Origin of the sequence: Streptomyces daqingensis (genome assembly GCF_014645895.1) — a bacterium.
Taxonomy (GTDB): domain Bacteria; phylum Actinomycetota; class Actinomycetes; order Streptomycetales; family Streptomycetaceae; genus Streptomyces; species Streptomyces daqingensis.
The window spans coordinates 1-17,136 of sequence record NZ_BMMP01000028.1; the positions used below are offsets into that span (position 1 = coordinate 1).

Annotated in this window: 11 protein-coding genes; 9 read left to right on the forward strand and 2 right to left on the reverse strand. The window is 71.7% G+C overall.

Going from position 1 to position 17,136, the window contains the following annotated elements; genetic code table 11:
* The first annotated feature begins 547 nt into the window (after positions 1–547).
* The 4 genes from IEY56_RS27210 (at position 548) to IEY56_RS27225 (ending at position 8,418) form a co-directional block, all read left to right on the forward strand.
* Positions 548–1,837: a cytochrome P450 gene (locus IEY56_RS27210; protein WP_189039943.1), complete on the forward strand. Its 1,290-nt coding sequence runs from the start codon at positions 548–550 to the stop codon at positions 1,835–1,837.
* Positions 1,834–3,120, forward strand: coding sequence for a cytochrome P450 family protein (locus IEY56_RS27215; protein ID WP_189039944.1), 1,287 nt, complete (start codon positions 1,834–1,836; stop codon positions 3,118–3,120). The genes IEY56_RS27210 and IEY56_RS27215 overlap by 4 nt, the downstream gene beginning before the upstream one ends.
* A 336-nt stretch (positions 3,121–3,456) precedes the next feature.
* On the forward strand, positions 3,457–5,469 hold the full coding sequence (locus IEY56_RS27220; RefSeq protein ID WP_189039945.1) for a maltotransferase domain-containing protein: 2,013 nt from the start codon (positions 3,457–3,459) through the stop codon (positions 5,467–5,469).
* A 432-nt stretch (positions 5,470–5,901) separates the two neighbouring features.
* Entirely contained in the window at positions 5,902–8,418 is a 2,517-nt protein-coding gene (locus IEY56_RS27225; protein WP_229712246.1) for an alpha amylase C-terminal domain-containing protein, read from the forward strand.
* 123 nt (positions 8,419–8,541) lie between these two features.
* On the opposite strand, the gene IEY56_RS27230 is transcribed toward IEY56_RS27225, so the two are convergent.
* Positions 8,542–9,969 carry a cation:dicarboxylate symporter family transporter gene (locus tag IEY56_RS27230; protein ID WP_189039946.1) on the reverse strand — a complete coding sequence of 476 codons (1,428 nt, stop codon included), beginning with the start codon at positions 9,967–9,969 and terminating at the stop codon, positions 8,542–8,544.
* A 223-nt stretch (positions 9,970–10,192) separates the two neighbouring features.
* On the opposite strand from IEY56_RS27230, the gene IEY56_RS27235 reads away from it, so the two are divergent.
* Together IEY56_RS27235 and IEY56_RS27240 are read left to right on the forward strand one after the other, a co-directional pair.
* Positions 10,193–12,061 (forward strand): sensor histidine kinase, encoded by a 1,869-nt coding sequence (locus IEY56_RS27235; protein ID WP_189039947.1) that lies wholly within the window; start codon positions 10,193–10,195, stop codon positions 12,059–12,061.
* The gene (locus IEY56_RS27240) at positions 12,058–12,765 is read left to right on the forward strand and encodes a response regulator (protein WP_189039948.1); all 708 of its coding nucleotides are present in this window, start codon (positions 12,058–12,060) and stop codon (positions 12,763–12,765) included. The genes IEY56_RS27235 and IEY56_RS27240 overlap by 4 nt, the downstream gene beginning before the upstream one ends.
* Before the next feature lie 26 nt (positions 12,766–12,791).
* On the opposite strand, the gene IEY56_RS27245 is transcribed toward IEY56_RS27240, so the two are convergent.
* Positions 12,792–13,526 (reverse strand): Type 1 glutamine amidotransferase-like domain-containing protein, encoded by a 735-nt coding sequence (locus tag IEY56_RS27245; protein WP_189039949.1) that lies wholly within the window; start codon positions 13,524–13,526, stop codon positions 12,792–12,794.
* Positions 13,527–13,624: 98 nt separating this feature from the next.
* On the opposite strand from IEY56_RS27245, the gene IEY56_RS27250 reads away from it, so the two are divergent.
* The 3 genes from IEY56_RS27250 to IEY56_RS27260 all read left to right on the forward strand — a co-directional run bounded on the left by IEY56_RS27250 (position 13,625) and on the right by IEY56_RS27260 (position 17,047).
* Positions 13,625–14,125 (forward strand): hypothetical protein, encoded by a 501-nt coding sequence (locus tag IEY56_RS27250; RefSeq protein WP_189039950.1) that lies wholly within the window; start codon positions 13,625–13,627, stop codon positions 14,123–14,125.
* A gap of 229 nt (positions 14,126–14,354) precedes the next feature.
* A complete protein-coding gene (locus IEY56_RS27255) occupies positions 14,355–15,464 on the forward strand; it encodes a chitinase (RefSeq protein WP_189039951.1) in 1,110 nt (369 codons plus the stop codon).
* A gap of 218 nt (positions 15,465–15,682) precedes the next feature.
* The gene (locus IEY56_RS27260) at positions 15,683–17,047 is read left to right on the forward strand and encodes an extracellular solute-binding protein (protein WP_189039952.1); all 1,365 of its coding nucleotides are present in this window, start codon (positions 15,683–15,685) and stop codon (positions 17,045–17,047) included.
* The last annotated feature ends 89 nt before the right edge of the window (positions 17,048–17,136 follow it).

The window sequence follows — 17,136 nt, forward strand, 5'->3', positions numbered from 1 at the left end:
CATGCTCAGAGACGGCACCTTCTACGAACCACGCACCCCAACCACCGCTTGACGAAACACATAGAGGCACCCCCCCCGTCGCGGACCGCCGCACGGACGGGCGCCTCCCCACGGCCCAGGCCGCACGCACATCCAGCACGATTCCGGCACATACGGCGTGCTACCCACGCGAAGTGGAGCCGCCGGTGAATGGACCTGCTCCTGCTCTCGACCCGTTCCCCACTCCAGCCCTAAGCTGCTGGGGCTCAGGGACCCTGGGGTCCTGGGGGCAGGCGGGACGGCAGGGTCATCTGCGCGTCCGGGGGCGCGACTTCGCAGGCGCTGAAGTACCGCGCCAGGCGGCAAAAGCGGAGGTGAACGGAGAGCAAGGGCCGGGCCCGGTCCGGGCCCAGGGGCACGCTCGCACCCGACAGCGGCGAGCGTGAGGCGCACCCGCGGAGGGTTCCTGACCAGCTCCCTCCCGCGACGCCGCCGGAAGCGTACTCAGGTCGCTCGTTCCGGCCCCCGCACGAACCGGTCGCGATCCCCCACATGGAAGGTTTTTCCCGTGACGGCGCATCAGGACGCCCTCAGCGCGGCGACCACCCCGCCGCCCCAGTGCCCCGCGCACTCCGACGCGGTGCCGCTGTTCGGCCCCCGCTTCGAGACGGCACCGACCGAGCTGTACCGCGAGATGCGGCGCGACCACGGTCCCGTCGTACCGGTGGTGCTGCCCGCCGGCATCCCGGCCTGGCTCGTCATCGGGTACCAGGAGATGTACCAGGTCACGAGCGACTCCGCGGCCTTCCCCCGCGACTCCGGCCTGTGGAACCAGTGGGACAACCTTCCCGACGACTGGCCGCTGCGGCCGATGATCGGCGAGCGCCGACCGTCGATCTACTACACCGTCGGAGACGAGCACAGGCGCCACCTCGAAATGGTGCAGAGCGCCATGGACAACATCAGCCCCCTCGAACTGAACAAGCACTGCGAGGAGTTGGCCGACAAGCTGCTCGACGGCTTCTGCGGGCGGGGTGAGGCGGACATCATCACCGAGTACGCCAAGCCGCTGCCCCTCCTGGTGCTCGCCCGCATCCTCGGCTTCACCGACGAGGAGTCACCGGTGCTCAGCAAGGCGATGAGCGCCCTCGCCGACGGCGGCGCCGACGCCCTGGAGGGCTTCGCGACGTTCGGCCGCATGATGAACGAACTGGTCGCGGCCAAGCGGGAGCAGCCCGGCCCGGACGTCACCTCCTGGATGATGGCGCACCCGGAGCCGTTCACCGACGAGGAGTACGCGCTTGACCTGATGGCCATCACGGCCGCGGGCCACCTGCCGACGTCGGACTGGATCGGCAACTCCGTCCGCCTGATGCTGACCGACGACCGCTTCGCCGCCTCCCTGACCGGCGGCCGCCGCAGCATCCCCGAGGCCATGAACGAGGTCCTCTGGGAGGAGACACCCACGCAGATCCTGCCGGGACGCTGGGCCGCCTGGGACACCTGGCTCGCGGGGCAGCACATCCGCACCGGCGACCTGCTGCTGCTCGGTCTCGCGGGCGCCAACGCCGACCCCAAGGTCCACGTCACCTCGGCGGGGGCGGACACCGGCCTGCGGGGCGGCAACAGCGCCCATTTCGCGTTCAGCCACGGCGAGTTCCAGTGCCCGTTCCAGGCGCAGGAGATCGCCGAGACCATCGTCCGGGTCGGCATCGAAGTCCTGCTCGACAGGCTGCCGGAGATCGACCTCACCGTCCCCGCCGAGTCCCTGACCAGGCGGCCCTCGGCGTTCCAGCAGGGGGTGACGGCCCTGCCCGTGCACTTCACCCCCACCCCTCCCATCAAAGGCACACGATGAGCGCTCCCTCACCCCACTCACCGGAGCACCGTGACCAGGCCGGGCCCGCCGCGAGCGGCGTCCCGGCCGCGCAGTGCCCCTTCGTCATCGACCCCCTGGTGCGGAACCTGAACGAGGAGACGCGCCGCCTCCGCGAGTCCGGCCCGCTCGTCCGCATCGAGCTGATGGGCGTCCCGGCCTGGTCCGTCACCAGCCACGCCGAGGCCCGTCGCCTGCTGACGGACCAGCGTCTGGTGAAGGACATCAACCAGTGGACGCTGTACCGGACGGGCGAAGTGACCCAGGAGTGGCCGCTGATCGGCATGATCGACTCCGGTCGCTCGATGTTCACGGTGGACGGCGCTGAGCACCGGAGGCTGCGTACGAAGACCGCGCAGGCGATCACGCCGCGGCGTCTGGAGGCCATGCGCCCCGTCATCGAGAGCATCACCCACCGGCTGCTGGACGAGCTGGCCGGCAAGGGCGCGTACGACGCGGTGGACCTGAAGTCCGTCTTCGCGCTGCCGCTGCCGATGTCGGTGATCAGCGAACTGATGGGCGTGGACGCCGCGTTGCACCCGCGGCTGCACACCCTCTACAAGGCGTTCTTCTCGATGCTGACGCCGCAGGACGAGCGGCTCGCGGTGATGGCCGAACTCGACGGCATCTTCACCGACATGGTCAGGGCCCGCACCGCCGAACCCAGGGACGACCTGACGAGCGCGCTGATCCTCGCGGACCAGGGCGGCGAACCCCTCACCGAGGAGGAGGTCGTCGGCAATCTGAAGGCGATGGTCGCGGCGGGGCACGAGACGACGATCGGCCTCATCCTCAACGCCGTGCGGGCGCTGCTCACCCACCCCGCCCAGTTGCGCATGGTCCTCGACGGCGAGGTGGGCTGGGACGCGGTCATCGAGGAGACGCTGCGCTGGGACACCCCTTCGACGCATCTGCTGATGCGTTTCGCCACCGAGGACGTCGAGGTGGGTGACGGAGTCGTCCGCAAGGGCGAGGGCCTGGTCATCTCGTACCGCGCCATCGGCCGCGACCCCGAGCAGCACGGCCCCGACGCGGACGAGTTCGACATCGCCCGCCCCTCCCCCGCCCGCCACATCACCTTCGGGCACGGGCCGCACATCTGCCCCGGAGCGGCCCTGTCGCGGCTGGAGGCGAGCATCGCGCTGCCCGCGCTGTTCTCCCGTTTCCCGAAACTGCGACTGGCCGTTCCGGTCGAAGAGATCCTCAACCAGCCGGTCCTCACGCAGAACGACCTGCAGTCGTTCCCGGTGAGGCTGCACGACTGAGGCTGCAGGGCCGGGGCTTTACGGCCGGGGCCGGGCGACGTGGGCGGGGCCGGGCGACGTTGGCGGGGCGACTGCGGCCTCACGACCGGGAGGGAGCCCCTGGACCGCACGGCTGAGCGGAGCCGCTGAGACTGTGCGGCCGCACGGCAGTTCGCCCGCCGCGGGTGCGGCCGGGCCGCCCTTGCCGCGCCCGCGCACCCCAGGCCCGGCCGGGTGAACGCTGCCCCCCGCGCCCATGTCCGCACCAGGGAACGAGCAGGCGGAACAGATAGAACAGGCGGAAGTCTGCGAGCCACGCAGACCGCCCATCTTCCCGCAATGCACCCAGGTGAAGACATGATCGGTCGCATCCCCGTCCTCGACGTCCGGCCTCTCGTCGACTGCGGACGGCACCCCGCCAAAGCCGTACCGGGCGAGTCCTTCCTCGTCTCCGCGACGGTCTTCCGCGAAGGCCCGGGCGTGATCGGCGCCAACGTCGTACTCCGAGACTCCACCGGCCGCTGCGGCCCCTGGACGCCCATGCGCGAACTCGAACCCGGCACCGACCGCTGGGGAGCGGAGATCACCCCCGACAGGGAAGGGAGATGGACCTACGCCGTAGAGGCGTGGGCCGATCCGATCGCGACCTGGCGGCAGCTGGCCCGGGTGAAGGTCCCCGCGGGCACGGACGCCGAGGAGACCCTGGAGGAGGGCGCGCTCCTGCACGAACGCGCCGCCCCGCAGGTGCCCAGGAGCGCCGGACGGGACACCCTGCTCGCGGCGGCCGAGGCCCTGCGCGACGCCAACCGCCCTGTCGCGTCCCGCCTCTCGGCGGCGCTGACACCCCAGGTGCAGGCCGTCCTGGACCGTTTCCCGCTGCGTGAACTCGTCACCGCGACGCGTCCGATGGCCCTCCAAGTGGAGCGCGAGCGGGCCCGGTTCGCCTCGTGGTACGGGCTCTTCCCCCGCTCCGAGGGCGCGGTGCTCCCGGAGGCCGAGGACGAGCCCCCGGTGTCCGGGACCTTCCGCACGGCCGCCCGGCGGCTGGACGCCGTCGCGGAGATGGGCTTCGACGTCGTGTGCCTGCCGCCCGTGCATCCCGTCGGGGAGACGTCCCGCAAGGGTCCGGGCAACGCGATGTCCGCCGGCCCGCACGGCGTCGGCTCTCCCTGGGCGGTGGGATCGTCCGCCGGGGGCCACGACGCCCTGCACCCGGACCTCGGAACCGAGGAGGACTTCGCCTACTTCGTGGAGCGCGCCCGTTCCCTCGGCATGGAGGTCGCCCTCGACTTCGCGCTCCAGTGCTCCCCGGACCATCCCTGGATCAAGGAGCACCCGGAGTGGTTCGCCCACGGCCCCGACGGCGCGGCCGTCCACGCCGGGGACCCGCCCCCCGCCCACCAGGACGTCCACCAGCTCTCCTTCGACCAGGGCCCCGACGCTTACGGGGCCCTGGTGCGTGAGACGGTGCGGCTGCTGCGCCTGTGGATGGCGCGCGGCGTCCGCGTCTTCCGCGTGGACGACGCGCACGCCAAGCCCGTGGCCTTCTGGGAGAAAGTCCTCGGCGACATCAACCGCTCCGACCCGGATGTGGTCTTCCTCGCCGGCGCGTTCACCCGCCCGGCGGTGATGCGCACCCTCGCCAAGGCGGGCTTCCAGCAGTCCTGCACGCCTTTCCCGTGGCGGAACAAGAAGCAGGAACTGACCGACCACCTCACTGAGTTGGCAGGCGAGACCGCCAACTACCTGCGGCCCAGCTTCTTCGTCAACACGCCCGACGTCCTGAGCACCTATCTCCAGGAGGGCGGCCGCGCCGCGTTCCAGACGCGCGCCGTCCTGGCGGCGACGCTGTCTCCGTCCTGGGGTCTCTACGCGGGATACGAGCTGTGCGAGGCCGCGCCGTCCCGTCCGGGCAGCGAGGAGTACCTGCACGCGGAGAAGTACGAACTGCGCCCCCGCGACTGGGGGTCCGCGGAGGCGGCCGGCGAGTCGATCGCACCGCTGATCGGCCGGCTCAACAGGCTGCGCCGCCGTCACCCCGCGCTCCAGGAGCTGCGTTCGCTCCGCTTCCACCACTGCGACAGCCCGGACGTCATCGCGTTCTCCAAGCACTGCGACGCTCCGCGGGCCGACACCGTCCTCGTCGTGGTCAACCTCGACCCGCACAACACGCGTGAGACGACGCTGACGTTGGAGGAGGACGCCCTGTCCGCGTTCGGACTGGGCGCCGCGCAGGCCGCGGGAGCCGAGACGTTCCCGGTACGCGACGAGCTGACCGGCGCCACGCTCCAGTGGGGCCGGGAGAACCACCTGCGTCTCGAAGTGGGCGGCGGTTCACCCGCGGCACGGATCGTCACGCTGCTCCCCTGAGGCTCCGGTCCCCTGAGTAACCGATCCCCTGAGGCATCCCGGGCGCCGTTCACCGGCCGGTGAGCGGCGCCCGGGTCGCGCGTCCCGGAGCGGCGACGGGGGGGGCCACACCCGTGAAGATCCCCGACACGTCGGGCACAAACGGACAGACGCAGTCATGATTCGGGACAATCTGCGTGCTTTCCATACCGTCGGGGAAAGGACGCCGGACGCCATGTCGCTAAGGTCCGCGTCCCGCACCGCCCTTGAGGACCGCCCTCCCCACCGTCCGGACGGCGCCCCGGCGCATCCGGGCCCGGCCGGTGCCGCTTCCCCCGGACTCGCGGATCCATCCGCCCGCACCGCCCCCGCACGCGTCCTGCCCGCGCGTGCCGGCCGGGCCGCCCCGCCGCTCCGCAACCCGTCGAACGACGTCTACAGGAGGTTCCGACCGTGACCGTGCCTTCGTCACCCGACCGCCAGGGGCGCTCGCAGCCCGCCGTCCCCGCGACCTTCCTCGCCGGCGGCGACGCCGGCCACGACGGCGACCGCCCCGGCGGCTGGTCGCTGGGGGCCCTGACCGGCCCGATCGCCGCACCGGTGGGCGGTCCCGGCGGGAAGCCGGCGACACGCGGGCCCGGCCGGCGCGGCACGTCCCCGCTGAACCCGAGGGGTACCGAGCTGACGCCCGCTCCCCCGCCCGCGCCCGCAACCCGCGCTCCGCACCGTGCGCGGACGCCCCGTTCCGGCGGGACGGTGCGGGCGGCGGGCGACGACAGGGGGACCGCCGCGTCGAAGGCGACGTCCGTCCGTCCCGCACCCGCCCTGTCCGGGGAGGACCGCGGCAGGCTCCTCGCGGGCACCCACCGCGATCCGCACTCCGTGCTCGGCGCCCGCACCGTGCCGGACGGCAGGGTCCGCTTCAGGACCCTTCAGCCCGCCGCGCACTCCGTCACGGTGGTCGCCGGGGAGGGCGGCCTGCGGGCGCGGCTGCCCGACGAGGGGGACGGGCTCTTCGCCGGCGAAGTCGCGGTGGCCGCAGGCCGGTTGCCCGCCTACGAGCTGCTCGTCGAGTACGGGGAGGCCGGCCGGCGGGAGCTGGCGCGCGTCGCCGATCCGTACCGGTTCCCTCCCGCCCTCGGCGAGTCGGACGTGCGGACGGCCGTCGAGGGACGGCACGAGCAGCTCTGGCAGGCCCTCGGTGCCCGGGAGATGACGCATCGCGGAGTGACGGGCACCCGGTTCACGGTGTGGGCGCCCGGCGTCGGCGGGGTCCGGGTCGTCGGCGACTTCAACTGCTGGGACGGCAGAGGCACTTCGATGAGGGCGCTGGGCTCCTCCGACGTGTGGGAGCTGTTCCTGCCGGGCGTCGGTGACGGCGACGTCTACAAGTTCGAGGCGGTGCGGGACGACGGCTCCCGGACGCTCTTCGCCGACCCGATGGCCCGTCTCGCCGAAGTGCCGCCCGGCGACGGCTCCGTGGTCCGCACCTCCGCCCACCGGTGGCGCGACGGCGACTGGCTCGACAGGCGCGGGGCCGGGAAGGCGCAGGCGGCGCCCGTCTCCGTCTACGAGGTGCATCTGCCCTCGTGGCGTCCGGGACTGGCCTGCCGCGAACTCGCGGAGCAACTGCCCGCGTACGTACGGGACCTGGGGTTCACACACGTCGAGCTGATGCCGTGCGCGGAACCCCGCGCCACCGGGGCTCCGGGGCACGGCGTGCAGGGGCTCTTCGCACCCGTCCCGGGCATCGGCGACCCCGACGGCCTCAAGTGCCTCGTCGACGCGCTCCACCGCGCCGGCATCGGCGTGATCATGGCCTGGGCTCCGATGCCCGCCCTCGCCTCGCCTCGGGAGCCGCTGGGACCGGGGATGCGCTGCCTGCTGTCGAGCAGCGCCGTCTACTGGTGCGAGACGTTCCACCTGGACGGCATCCGCGTCGACGGCGTGGCCTCCCTGCTCGCGGCGGGCTCCCCGCCCGCACCGGAGCGGCCGGCCTCCGGCGCTTTTACGCGGCCCGCTCCCGAGGCGGTCTCGCTGCTGCAGGAACTGAACGCGCTCCTGCACCGCCGGTGCCCCGGCGTGATGACGTTCGCGGAGGTGCCCGCGCCGTGGGACGGCGTGACGCGGGCGACACACCACGTGGGCGAGAGCGGATACGGGGGGCTCGGCTTCGACTTCACCTGGGACACGGCGTGGATGCGCGGATCGCTGACGTACGCGGGCAGGGAGCCCGGGCAGCGTTCCGGGCACCTCGCCGAGCTGACGTCCTCCATGTCGTCGGCCTACGCGGAGAGCCGCCTGCTTCCCGTCCCGCACACCCAGGTCACGGCCGGCAAGGGGCCGCTGGTCTCCCGGATGCCCGGCGACCGGGCGGAGCAGTTCGCGAACCACCGCGCCTTCCTCGCGTTCATGTGGGCGCACCCCGGCAAGCAACTGCTGTTCATGGGGCAGGAGTTCGCCCAGACGACGGAGTGGGGCCAGTCTCACGGCCCCGACTGGTGGCTTCTCGACCCCTCCTCCCCCGCCGAGCCCCGGCACCGCGGTGTGCGCACCCTGGTGCGCGACCTCAACGAGGAGTACCTGCGGACCCCGGCGCTGTGGCAACTCGACACGCAGCCCGGCGGATTCGCCTGGATCCACGACGGCTCGGGCGGGCCGGACACGGAGAACGTCGTCGCGTTCCTCCGGTTCGACGGTGAGGGCGATCCCCTCGCCGCCGTCTGCAACTTCTCAGACGTCCTCCGCACCGGCTACCGGCTGGGCCTGCCCGACACGCATGCGGCGTGGAGCGAGGTCCTCAGCACCGACGAACTGCGCTACGGCGGCAGCGGCGTCACCACCGGCTCCGGCCCGCTGGCCGCAGGGCCGGTCAAGGCACACGGCCGTCCCACGTCGGTGACCCTGACGCTTCCGCCGCTGACCACCGTGTGGCTGCGCCCGTACACCGGGCCGGTGCGCGACTGGTGACGCGGCGGGGCTCGGCTCCGCAGCCCCACGTCACGCGGCCGCGGCCGCACTCCCGTACACGACGGGGTGCGGCCGCGGCCGCGTGATCGTCACCGTGGGCGCCCCGGGGCGGGCGCCGCCGGGTCAGCTTCCGGACTTCTCGGTCGAGACCTTCTCCGGTGCTCCCGAGGATTGCTGGGGCACCCCGCTGTCCCCGGTGGCTCCGGAGGCGTCGGAGCTGTCCTCCGGAAGGTGGTCGTCGAGGAGCGTCGTCTCGTCGAAGGGCAGCTCTCCGGCGAGCACCTGCTTGACCCGGGCCTTGTCGATCTCCTTGGTCCACGTGCCGACGAGGACGGTGGCCACCGAGTTGCCCGCGAAGTTGGTGAGGGCGCGGGCCTCGCTCATGAAGCGGTCGATGCCGACGATCAGGCCGACTCCGTCGACCAGTTCGGGCCTGTGGGACTGGAGGCCGCCGGCGAGCGTGGCGAGCCCCGCGCCGGTGACGCCCGCGGCGCCCTTGGAGGCGATGATCATGAAGATCAGGAGGGAGATCTGCTGGCCGATCGAGAGCGGGTCGCCCATCGCCTCGGCGATGAAGAGGGAGGCCATCGTCAGGTAGATGGCCGTCCCGTCCAGGTTGAAGGAGTACCCGGTGGGGACGGTGATGCCGACGACGGGCCGGCTGACGCCCATGTGCTCCATCTTCGCGATGAGGCGGGGCAGCGCGGACTCCGAGGAGGACGTCGAGAGGATCAGCAGGAACTCCCGGCCGAGGTACTTCAGCAGGGAGAAGATGTTCACCCCGGAGACCGCCTGCAGCAGCACGCCGAGCACCACGAAGACGAAGAGCGCGCAGGTCACGTAGAAGCCGACCATGATGACGGCGAGGGCCTTGAGGGCGTCGAGGCCCGTCTCGCCGACCACTGCCGCGATGGCCCCGAACGCGCCGACGGGAGCGGCCCACATGACCATCGCGAGGACGCGGAACACGAGCTTCTGGATGTGCCCGATGCCGCGCAGGACCGGCTCGCCCGCGCGTCCCATCGCCTGCAGCGCGAACCCGACGAGCAGGGCGACCAGCAGCGTCTGCAGGACCTCGCCCTCGGTGAAGGCGGACACCAGCGTGGTCGGGATGATGCCGACCAGGAACTCGCTGGTGGTCTCGCTGCCGCCCGCCTCGGCCGCACCGGCCTCCTTGGCGGCCTCCGTCAACTGGAGACCGCTGCCCGGGTCGAGCATGTTGCCGACGACCAGGCCGATGCCCAGCGCCACGGTCGACATCACCATGAAGTAGCCGAGGGCCAGACCGCCGACGGCGCCGACCTTCGCGGCCTTGCGGACCGACCCCACGCCCAGCACGATCGTGCAGAAGATGACCGGCGAGATCATCATCTTGATGAGGTTGACGAAGCCCTCGCCCACGGGCTTGAGCTCCTTGGCCGCATCCGGCGCGGCGAAGCCGACGATCACACCGAGCACGACGGCGGCGATCACGGCCAGGTACAGATACTTCGTGCGGTCCCGCTTCGTCCGTGCGGGCGGCTCCGTCTGCGGAGGTGTCTGCTGGGACACGTCGGGCTCCTCGTTGTACGTTCACTGCGGCTCTGACTGCCACGACCGGAAGCGGGCCGGACGGGCTGTGACCGGGCCCGGTGCCCTGATACGCACCGGATCCGTACGGCTCGTCCTCGCGCCGGGTCGCTGCCGGGTCCCGGCGACTATGCACCCCGGCAGTGACGGCCGTCACCGTTGCGTGCATTACGTGCACGGAAATTCCACCAGGCAGACTGGCCGCATGCGCGCTCCCCGTCCACCCCGGCGGCCACGAAGCCTGGCCGGCCAGCTCTTCGTGATGCAGGCCGTCCTCGTCGCCGTGCTGGTCGCGGGATGCGCCGTGTACGGCTACGTCACGGACCGTGCGCAGGCCGAGGAGTCCGCGCGGCAGAGGGCCGCCGCGACGGCCAAGGCGACGGCCGACTCCCCCTCCGTGGTGGAGGCGATCCGCACCCCGCGTCCCGAGGAGCAGCTCCAGCCGTACGCGGAGCGGGTGCGGCACGACACGGGCGTCACGTTCGTCACGATCATGGACACGGAGGGCGTGCGCTGGACGCACCCCGACTCGTCGAGGATCGGCGGCCGCTTCGTGGGCCACATCGGGGAGGCGGCGCGCGGCCGCACCTTCCACGAGACCTATACGGGGACGCTCGGGCCGTCCGTCCGCGTCGTGACCCCAGTCTGGGACGAGGGGCGCGTGGTGGGGCTCGTCAGCGCGGGCATCGCGGTGGAGGCCATCACCGAGGAGCTGCGGCGGGAGCTGACGGTCCTGCTCTGCGTCGCGGGCGGCGCGCTGGCGCTGGGCGGCCTCGGCACGTACCTCATCAACGCCCGGCTGCGCAGGCACACGCACGGCATGAACGCCGCGGAGCTGAGCCGCATGCACGACTACCACCAGGCCGTCCTGCACGCCGTGCGGGAGGGGCTCGTCATGCTGGACGGGCAGAAGCGCGTGGCCCTCATGAACGACGGGGCGCGCGAACTCCTCGGCGTCGGACGGGGACGGGCGGGAGCCTCGCCCGGCCCGGGCGGAAACGGGAGCGGCGACGGCGCGGTGGGCCGCGGCGTGGAGGAGCTCGGGCTGCCGCGCGCACTGACGGAGGCGCTGCTCTCCGGGGAACCGCACGTGGACGAGGTGCACCTCACCGGCGACAGCGTGGTCGTCGTCAACACCTCGCCCGTGGACGGCGGCGAGCACCGCGGCACCGTGGTGACCCTGCGCGACCACACGGAGATCCAGTCGCTCGCCGGGGAGCTGGACTCGGTGCGCGGCTTCACCGAGGCGCTGCGCTCGCAGGCCCACGAGTCCGCGAACCGCCTGCACACCGTGATCTCCCTGATCGAGCTGGGACGTACCGGCGAGGCGCTGGATTTCGCCACCGAGGAGCTCCGGCTGGCCCAGGCCCTCACCGACGAGGTCGTCTCCGCCGTCGCCGAGCCGGTCGTGGCGGCGCTGCTGCTCGGCAAGGCGGCGCAGGCGAACGAGCGGGGCGTCGAGCTGTCGCTCACCCCCGACAGCTACATCGGCGACGGGCTGCTGCCGCCGGAGCTGCCGCAGCGCGACCTGGTCACCGTCCTCGGCAACCTCGTCGACAACGCGGTGGACGCGGCCGCGGCGGCCGGCCCCGTCCCCGGCTCCGCGGGCGGACGCGGCGCCGGAACGTCCCCCGCGGAGGCGGAGCCCGCCGCGGGGGAACGGCCTGCGGAGGCCCCGGAGGCGGAGGGGACCGGCCGTGGCGGGGCGGTCGCGACGCTCCCCCTCGGCTCCGCCGTGACCCCGCGCGTGCGGGTCACCCTGCGCACCGAGAGCGTGGGGGGAGACCCGGCCGTGCTGCTCGTCCGCGTCGCCGACACCGGCCCCGGCGTTCGGCCCGAGGAGGCCGAGACCGTGTTCGAGCGCGGCTGGTCGACCAAGCCCGCCTCCGGCGGGGAGCGGGGACGGGGACTCGGGCTCGCCCTCGTCCGGCAGGCGGTGGACCGCCACGGCGGCAGAGTCCACGTCGGGGCGTCGGCGGAGGGCGGCGCGGAGTTCTCGGTGCGGCTGCCGCTGCAGAAGGACGCTCCGCCCGGCGAAGGCCCGCATGGGGACCGGCACCGGGAGGACGGATGAGCGGCAGCAGCGCCCCCGGGCCGATACAGGTGCTCGTCGTCGAGGACGATCCCCTGGCCGCCGACGCGCACGCGCTGTACGTCTCGCGCGTCCCCGGTTTCGCCGTGGCCGCCGTCGTCCACTCCCGCGCCGAGGCGCTGCGGGCGCTGGAGAGGTCGCCCGTCGATCTGATCCTGCTCGATCTGTACCTCCCGGACGGGCACGGCATGGCGCTGCTGCGGGCGCTGCGCGCCGCGGGCCGGACGACGGACGTCTTCGCGGTGACGTCGGCACGCGACCTGACCGTCATCAGGGAGGGCGTCTCCCTCGGCGTCGTGCAGCACGTGCTGAAGCCGTTCACCTTCCCGACGCTGCGCGACCGGCTGCAGCGGTACGCGCAGTTCCGCAGCACGACCGCCGGCACCGGCGGCGAGGCCGGCAGCCAGGCGGAGGTGGACAGGGCGCTGTCGGTGCTCCGTACCGCTCCCGAAGTGCCCAAGCTGCCCAAGGGGCTGAGCGCCGCGACGCTGGAGGCGGTGACGGCGGCGCTGCGTGACGCGGGCCGCACCGGGCTGACGGCGAGCGCGGCGGCGGACCGGCTCGGCGTCAACCGGATCACCGCGCGCCGCTACCTCGAGCACCTCGTCGACGGCGGGACGGCTGACCGCAGTCCGCAGTACGGCCAGGTCGGGCGTCCCGAACTGTGCTACCGCTGGCGCGACTGAACGGCCGGCGCCCTGGCCCGGCGCGCTCAGGGCTCCGGGAGCCGCCGCGGCTCGATGCGCTCCTCGACGGCGCTCCCGTTCTCCCGCACGACGACGTAGGCGCCCTTGCCCGCACTCTCCGAGACGGCTTCGGCGAGGCGGGTGCCGCGGTAGACGAGACCCACGCCGTCGTCGGTGCAGTGCGTCTCCGGCAGGGTTCCGTCCGCGACCAGCCGGTGCACGAGCGGGCGGCGCCCGGCGTCGCTGTCGTAGTGCACGCCGTTGCCGTACGGCAGGTAGCCCAACGCGTCGGTGACGGGCCGCAGTTCGGGTCCGAAGGAGTCCGTCGTGCCGCCGCGGAACCAACAGATCGAACCGGCGCTGACACCGCTGAGCACGACGCCCGCCTCCCAGGCACTGCGGAAGACGGCGTCGAGCCCGTGGACGCGCCACACCGCAAGCAGGTTCGCGACCGAACCGCCCATCACCCAGACCACGTCCTGCTCGAGCACCGTGCCCGCCACGTCCTCGACGTTGGGTCTGGGGAAGACGTGCAGCGGCGTCAGGTCGAATCCGGCCACGCGGGCAGCTTCGGTCATGCGGGCGGTGAAATGCTCGGCGTCTCCGATGGCCGTGCCGACGTACAGGACGCGGGGCCGCCGGCCGTGCGCCCCGGACAGTTCGACCGCGTGGTGCACGAGCGCGTCGAACTCGACCATGGTGCGGCCTCCCAGCCGGTGGCCGCCTGAGGTGGCAAGGATCGTGGGCTCGTCGGCAGGCATGACCGGCAGCGTACGGCCGATGCGGCTCCCATGGGCCTCCGTATCCCCAACGTGGCTCGCTCTGGGCGGACTTCGCATACTTAAGTAGCCTGAGAACCATGATCTCGGACACTGTCGCCGTGGGCGTTCTCACCTTCCTGGGGACGGGAACGGCCACGGCGGCCGGTCTGTGGCAATGGCAGCGAGCCCAGGCCCGCGAGGCGAGAGCACAGTTCCGCACCCAGCGGGTCGAGGCCCTGAAGGAGGTCTGGGAGGCGCTGTCCGACCTTGAGGAGGCCCAGAGGACGTCCCTCACGCGGGGCCCCGCCGTTGCCGACTCGAGGTTGACGCAGGTCAATCTCCTCCTTCTCCGCCGCTCACCTTTCCTCCGCCCGGACGAGCAGGAGTGGGCACAGGCTTTCGCGCAGCACGTGACGGAGATCGACACCCTGATCCGCGCCCAGGCGCTCGAAGGCCAGTCCGATTCGGAGTGGTGGCACACGACTGCGCCTGGCCCGCCCTCAATGGGCGTTCTGGCCACCGCCGCGGGTGAACTCCAGCTTTTACGCCGCAAGTTGGGCAAGCGCTACGCCGCGGTCGTGCGAGGAGACAGCGAGTGACACCGGCTTCGACGTCCAACGCCGGGCCGACACAGGGCAGTTGAACGGAACCAGCAGCTCAAGTCGAGCCGGGGCAGCAGGGGCGCGTGCCCGGCGGATCGATCGACTGGAACCTTTCCTTACCGTTCTATTGTCTGGACCAATGCTCCCGCGCTAGCGTGCGGGCCGCACCACTCCGCATTCCGCATGACCCAAGTCCCTTTCCCCACCCCGTAGACGGGAGCTTGACGTGCGCCCCCACACCACTACGAAGAGCAACAAGCGAGCCACGACAGGTAGTCGGCACCGCCTGGGCCTCGCCCTGGCCGCGACTCTCGTCGCCTCGTGCGCACTCGCGGGCCAGGCACAGGCCGCACCGGACGGCACTCCGCACCGGCCGCAAGCCGCCGAACCCGCCACCGGACCCGCCACCGAATCCGCAGCCGAACCCACCGCTGGAGCCCTGGCGGCCGCAGCGCCGAGCGGACTCAACGGCCCCTACCTCTACCTCGGTTGGGGCAACCCGCCGAACGCCGTGGACCTGATGCAGGAGACCGGACTCACCCAGCTCACCATGGCCTTCATCCTCTCCGACGGCGGCTGCTCGCCCGCCTGGGACGGCAGCAGGCCCCTGGCCGGGGGCCAGGACGAGCAGACCATCGAAGCGGTACAGGCCGCCGGAGGCGACATCACCCCCTCCATCGGAGGCTGGAGCGGCAGCAAGCTGGGCGAAGTGTGCTCCAGCGCCGCGGAGTTGGCCGGTGCCTACCAGAAGGTGATCGACGCCTACGGCCTGAAGTCCATCGACGTCGACATCGAGTCGACCGAGTTCGAGAGCGAGGCCGCCCGGCAGCGCGTCGTCGACGCGCTGAAGATCGTCAAGGACGGCAACGCCGGCATCAAGGTCTACCTGACCTTCGGCACCACCACGCAGGGCCCCAACGCCAACGGGAAGGACCTCATCCAGAAGGGCGCCGCCGCCGGACTGGACGTGGACGGCTGGACCGTCATGCCCTTCGACTTCGGCGACGGCACCACGGACCTGGCCGCGGCGACCCGCTCCGCGGTGGACGGACTGGCGCAGACAGTGGGCGCGGCTTACGGCATCTCCACCGACGAGGCGTACCGCAAGTCCGGCTTCTCCTCGATGAACGGCGTCACCGACGTGCAGGGCGAATCCGTCTCACCGGCCGACTTCCGCTCGATGGTCGACTACGCGAAGGAACACCACCTGGCGCGCGTGAGTTTCTGGTCCGTCAACCGGGACCGCCCCTGCACCGGCGGCGGCGCCGACTCGTGCAGCGGCGTCGACCAGCAGCCCTGGGAATTCTCCAAAACCCTTGCCGGGTACACGGGTTGAGCGGTGCGGTACCGGTTTCGCGGTACCGGCATGGCGGCAACGGCGCCGGTCAGACGGCCCGGGAGGTTCATAACAACGTTGTCACGGTGTTGAACTGCATGTCCGCACGGCCATTGACCTGAACACGACGGCCGGGTGATTGTACGGACAAAGCCGTCCGACGCGGCCTGCGGCCCCTCCGGGCCGCCGGGCCGTGGCCCAAGGAGGTCAGGCCCGTCATGCCCGTGCGCCCCGCCACCCCGCTGGCCCTCAGCATCGCCGCAGTCCTCGCCGCAGGCACCCTCACCGCCTGCGGCGGGGGTTCGGCGAGCGATCCGAACACGATCAAGATCGCCTTCCCCAAGGACACCGACAAGAAAGTCACGGTGCGGGACGACTTCGTCAAGGACGTGGCCGAGGAGTTCGAGAAGAAGCACAAGGGCAAGAAGGTCGAGATCATCCCGATCCAGGCGTCGCAGCAGGACTACTACTCCAAGATCCAGCAGATGATGCGCTCGCCCAAGACCGCGCCCGACCTCGTCTACGAGGACACCTTCCTCATCAACTCCGACATCAAGAGCGGCTACCTGCGCCCGCTCGACGACAAGCTCAAGAAGTGGAAGGCCTGGGACCAGTTCGAGCCCAGCGCCAAGACCGCCGCGAAGGCCGAGGACGGCAAGACCTACGGCGTGCCGGACGGAACCGACACCCGCGCCATCTGGTTCAACAAGAAGATCTTCAAGAAGGCCGGGCTGCCGGAGGACTGGAAGCCCAAGACCTGGGACGAAGTGCTGGACGCCGCCCGCACGGTCAAGAAGGAAGTCCCCGGCAAGATCCCTCTCAACGTCTTCACCGGCAAGGCGGCGGGCGAGGCAGCCGCGATGCAGGGCTTCGAGATGCTGCTCTACGGCACGGGCGAGGACCCGCTCTACGACACGAAGTCGAAGAAGTGGGTCAAGGGCAGCAAGGGCTTCAAGGACAGTCTGAAGTTCGTCGAGACGGTCTACGGCGACGGCCTCGGCCCCGACGTCGACGCGGCCCTCAACCCCAACATCCAGACGAAGGTCGGCACCGACCTCTTCCCCAAGGGGAAGCTGGCCATCGGAATCGACGGCTCGTTCCTCAGCAACAACTGGATCAAGACGGGCGGCAGCCCGTGGCCCGAGTGGGACGAGACCATGGGCATGGCCCCGATGCCGACGCAGAACGGCGAGGAGCCCGGCGAGGTCAGCATGTCCGGCGGCTGGACGTGGTCCGTCCCGGCCAAGTCGCAGAACCCGGACCTCGCCTGGGAGATGATCAAGACCTTCCAGACCAAGAAGAACGCCGTCGAGTGGTGCGTGCGCGGCTCGCAGATCGCGGTGCGCAAGGACGTGGCGGCCGAGGAGCGGTACCTGAACTCGCTTCCCGGCATCAAGTTCTTCACCGACCGCGTCGAGCACAGCCAGTACCGTCCCGCTCTGCCCGTCTACCCGCAGGTCTCCACCGCGATAACCGAGGCCATGGAGACGGTGACCACGGGCGACGGCTCCGTCGGCGAGGCGGCCAAGTCCTATGACGAGCAACTGGAATCGATCACCGACGGAGCGGTCACGACGAAGTGAGCACCACCGGAATCGCCTCGCCCGTCAGCAAGGGGCGCCCCGGCGGGGGCGGCACCTCCCCCGGCGATCCACGCGGCAAGGGCACGCGC

Coding starts and splice junctions, on each gene's coding strand:
- IEY56_RS27215 (WP_189039944.1), top strand. CDS start 1,834: ATGAGCGCTCCCTCACCCCACTCACCGGAGCACCGTGACCAGGCCGGG.
- IEY56_RS27220 (WP_189039945.1), top strand. CDS start 3,457: ATGATCGGTCGCATCCCCGTCCTCGACGTCCGGCCTCTCGTCGACTGC.
- IEY56_RS27235 (WP_189039947.1), top strand. CDS start 10,193: ATGCGCGCTCCCCGTCCACCCCGGCGGCCACGAAGCCTGGCCGGCCAG.
- IEY56_RS27240 (WP_189039948.1), top strand. CDS start 12,058: ATGAGCGGCAGCAGCGCCCCCGGGCCGATACAGGTGCTCGTCGTCGAG.
- IEY56_RS27245 (WP_189039949.1), bottom strand. CDS start 13,526: ATGCCTGCCGACGAGCCCACGATCCTTGCCACCTCAGGCGGCCACCGG.
- IEY56_RS27250 (WP_189039950.1), top strand. CDS start 13,625: ATGATCTCGGACACTGTCGCCGTGGGCGTTCTCACCTTCCTGGGGACG.
- IEY56_RS27260 (WP_189039952.1), top strand. CDS start 15,683: ATGCCCGTGCGCCCCGCCACCCCGCTGGCCCTCAGCATCGCCGCAGTC.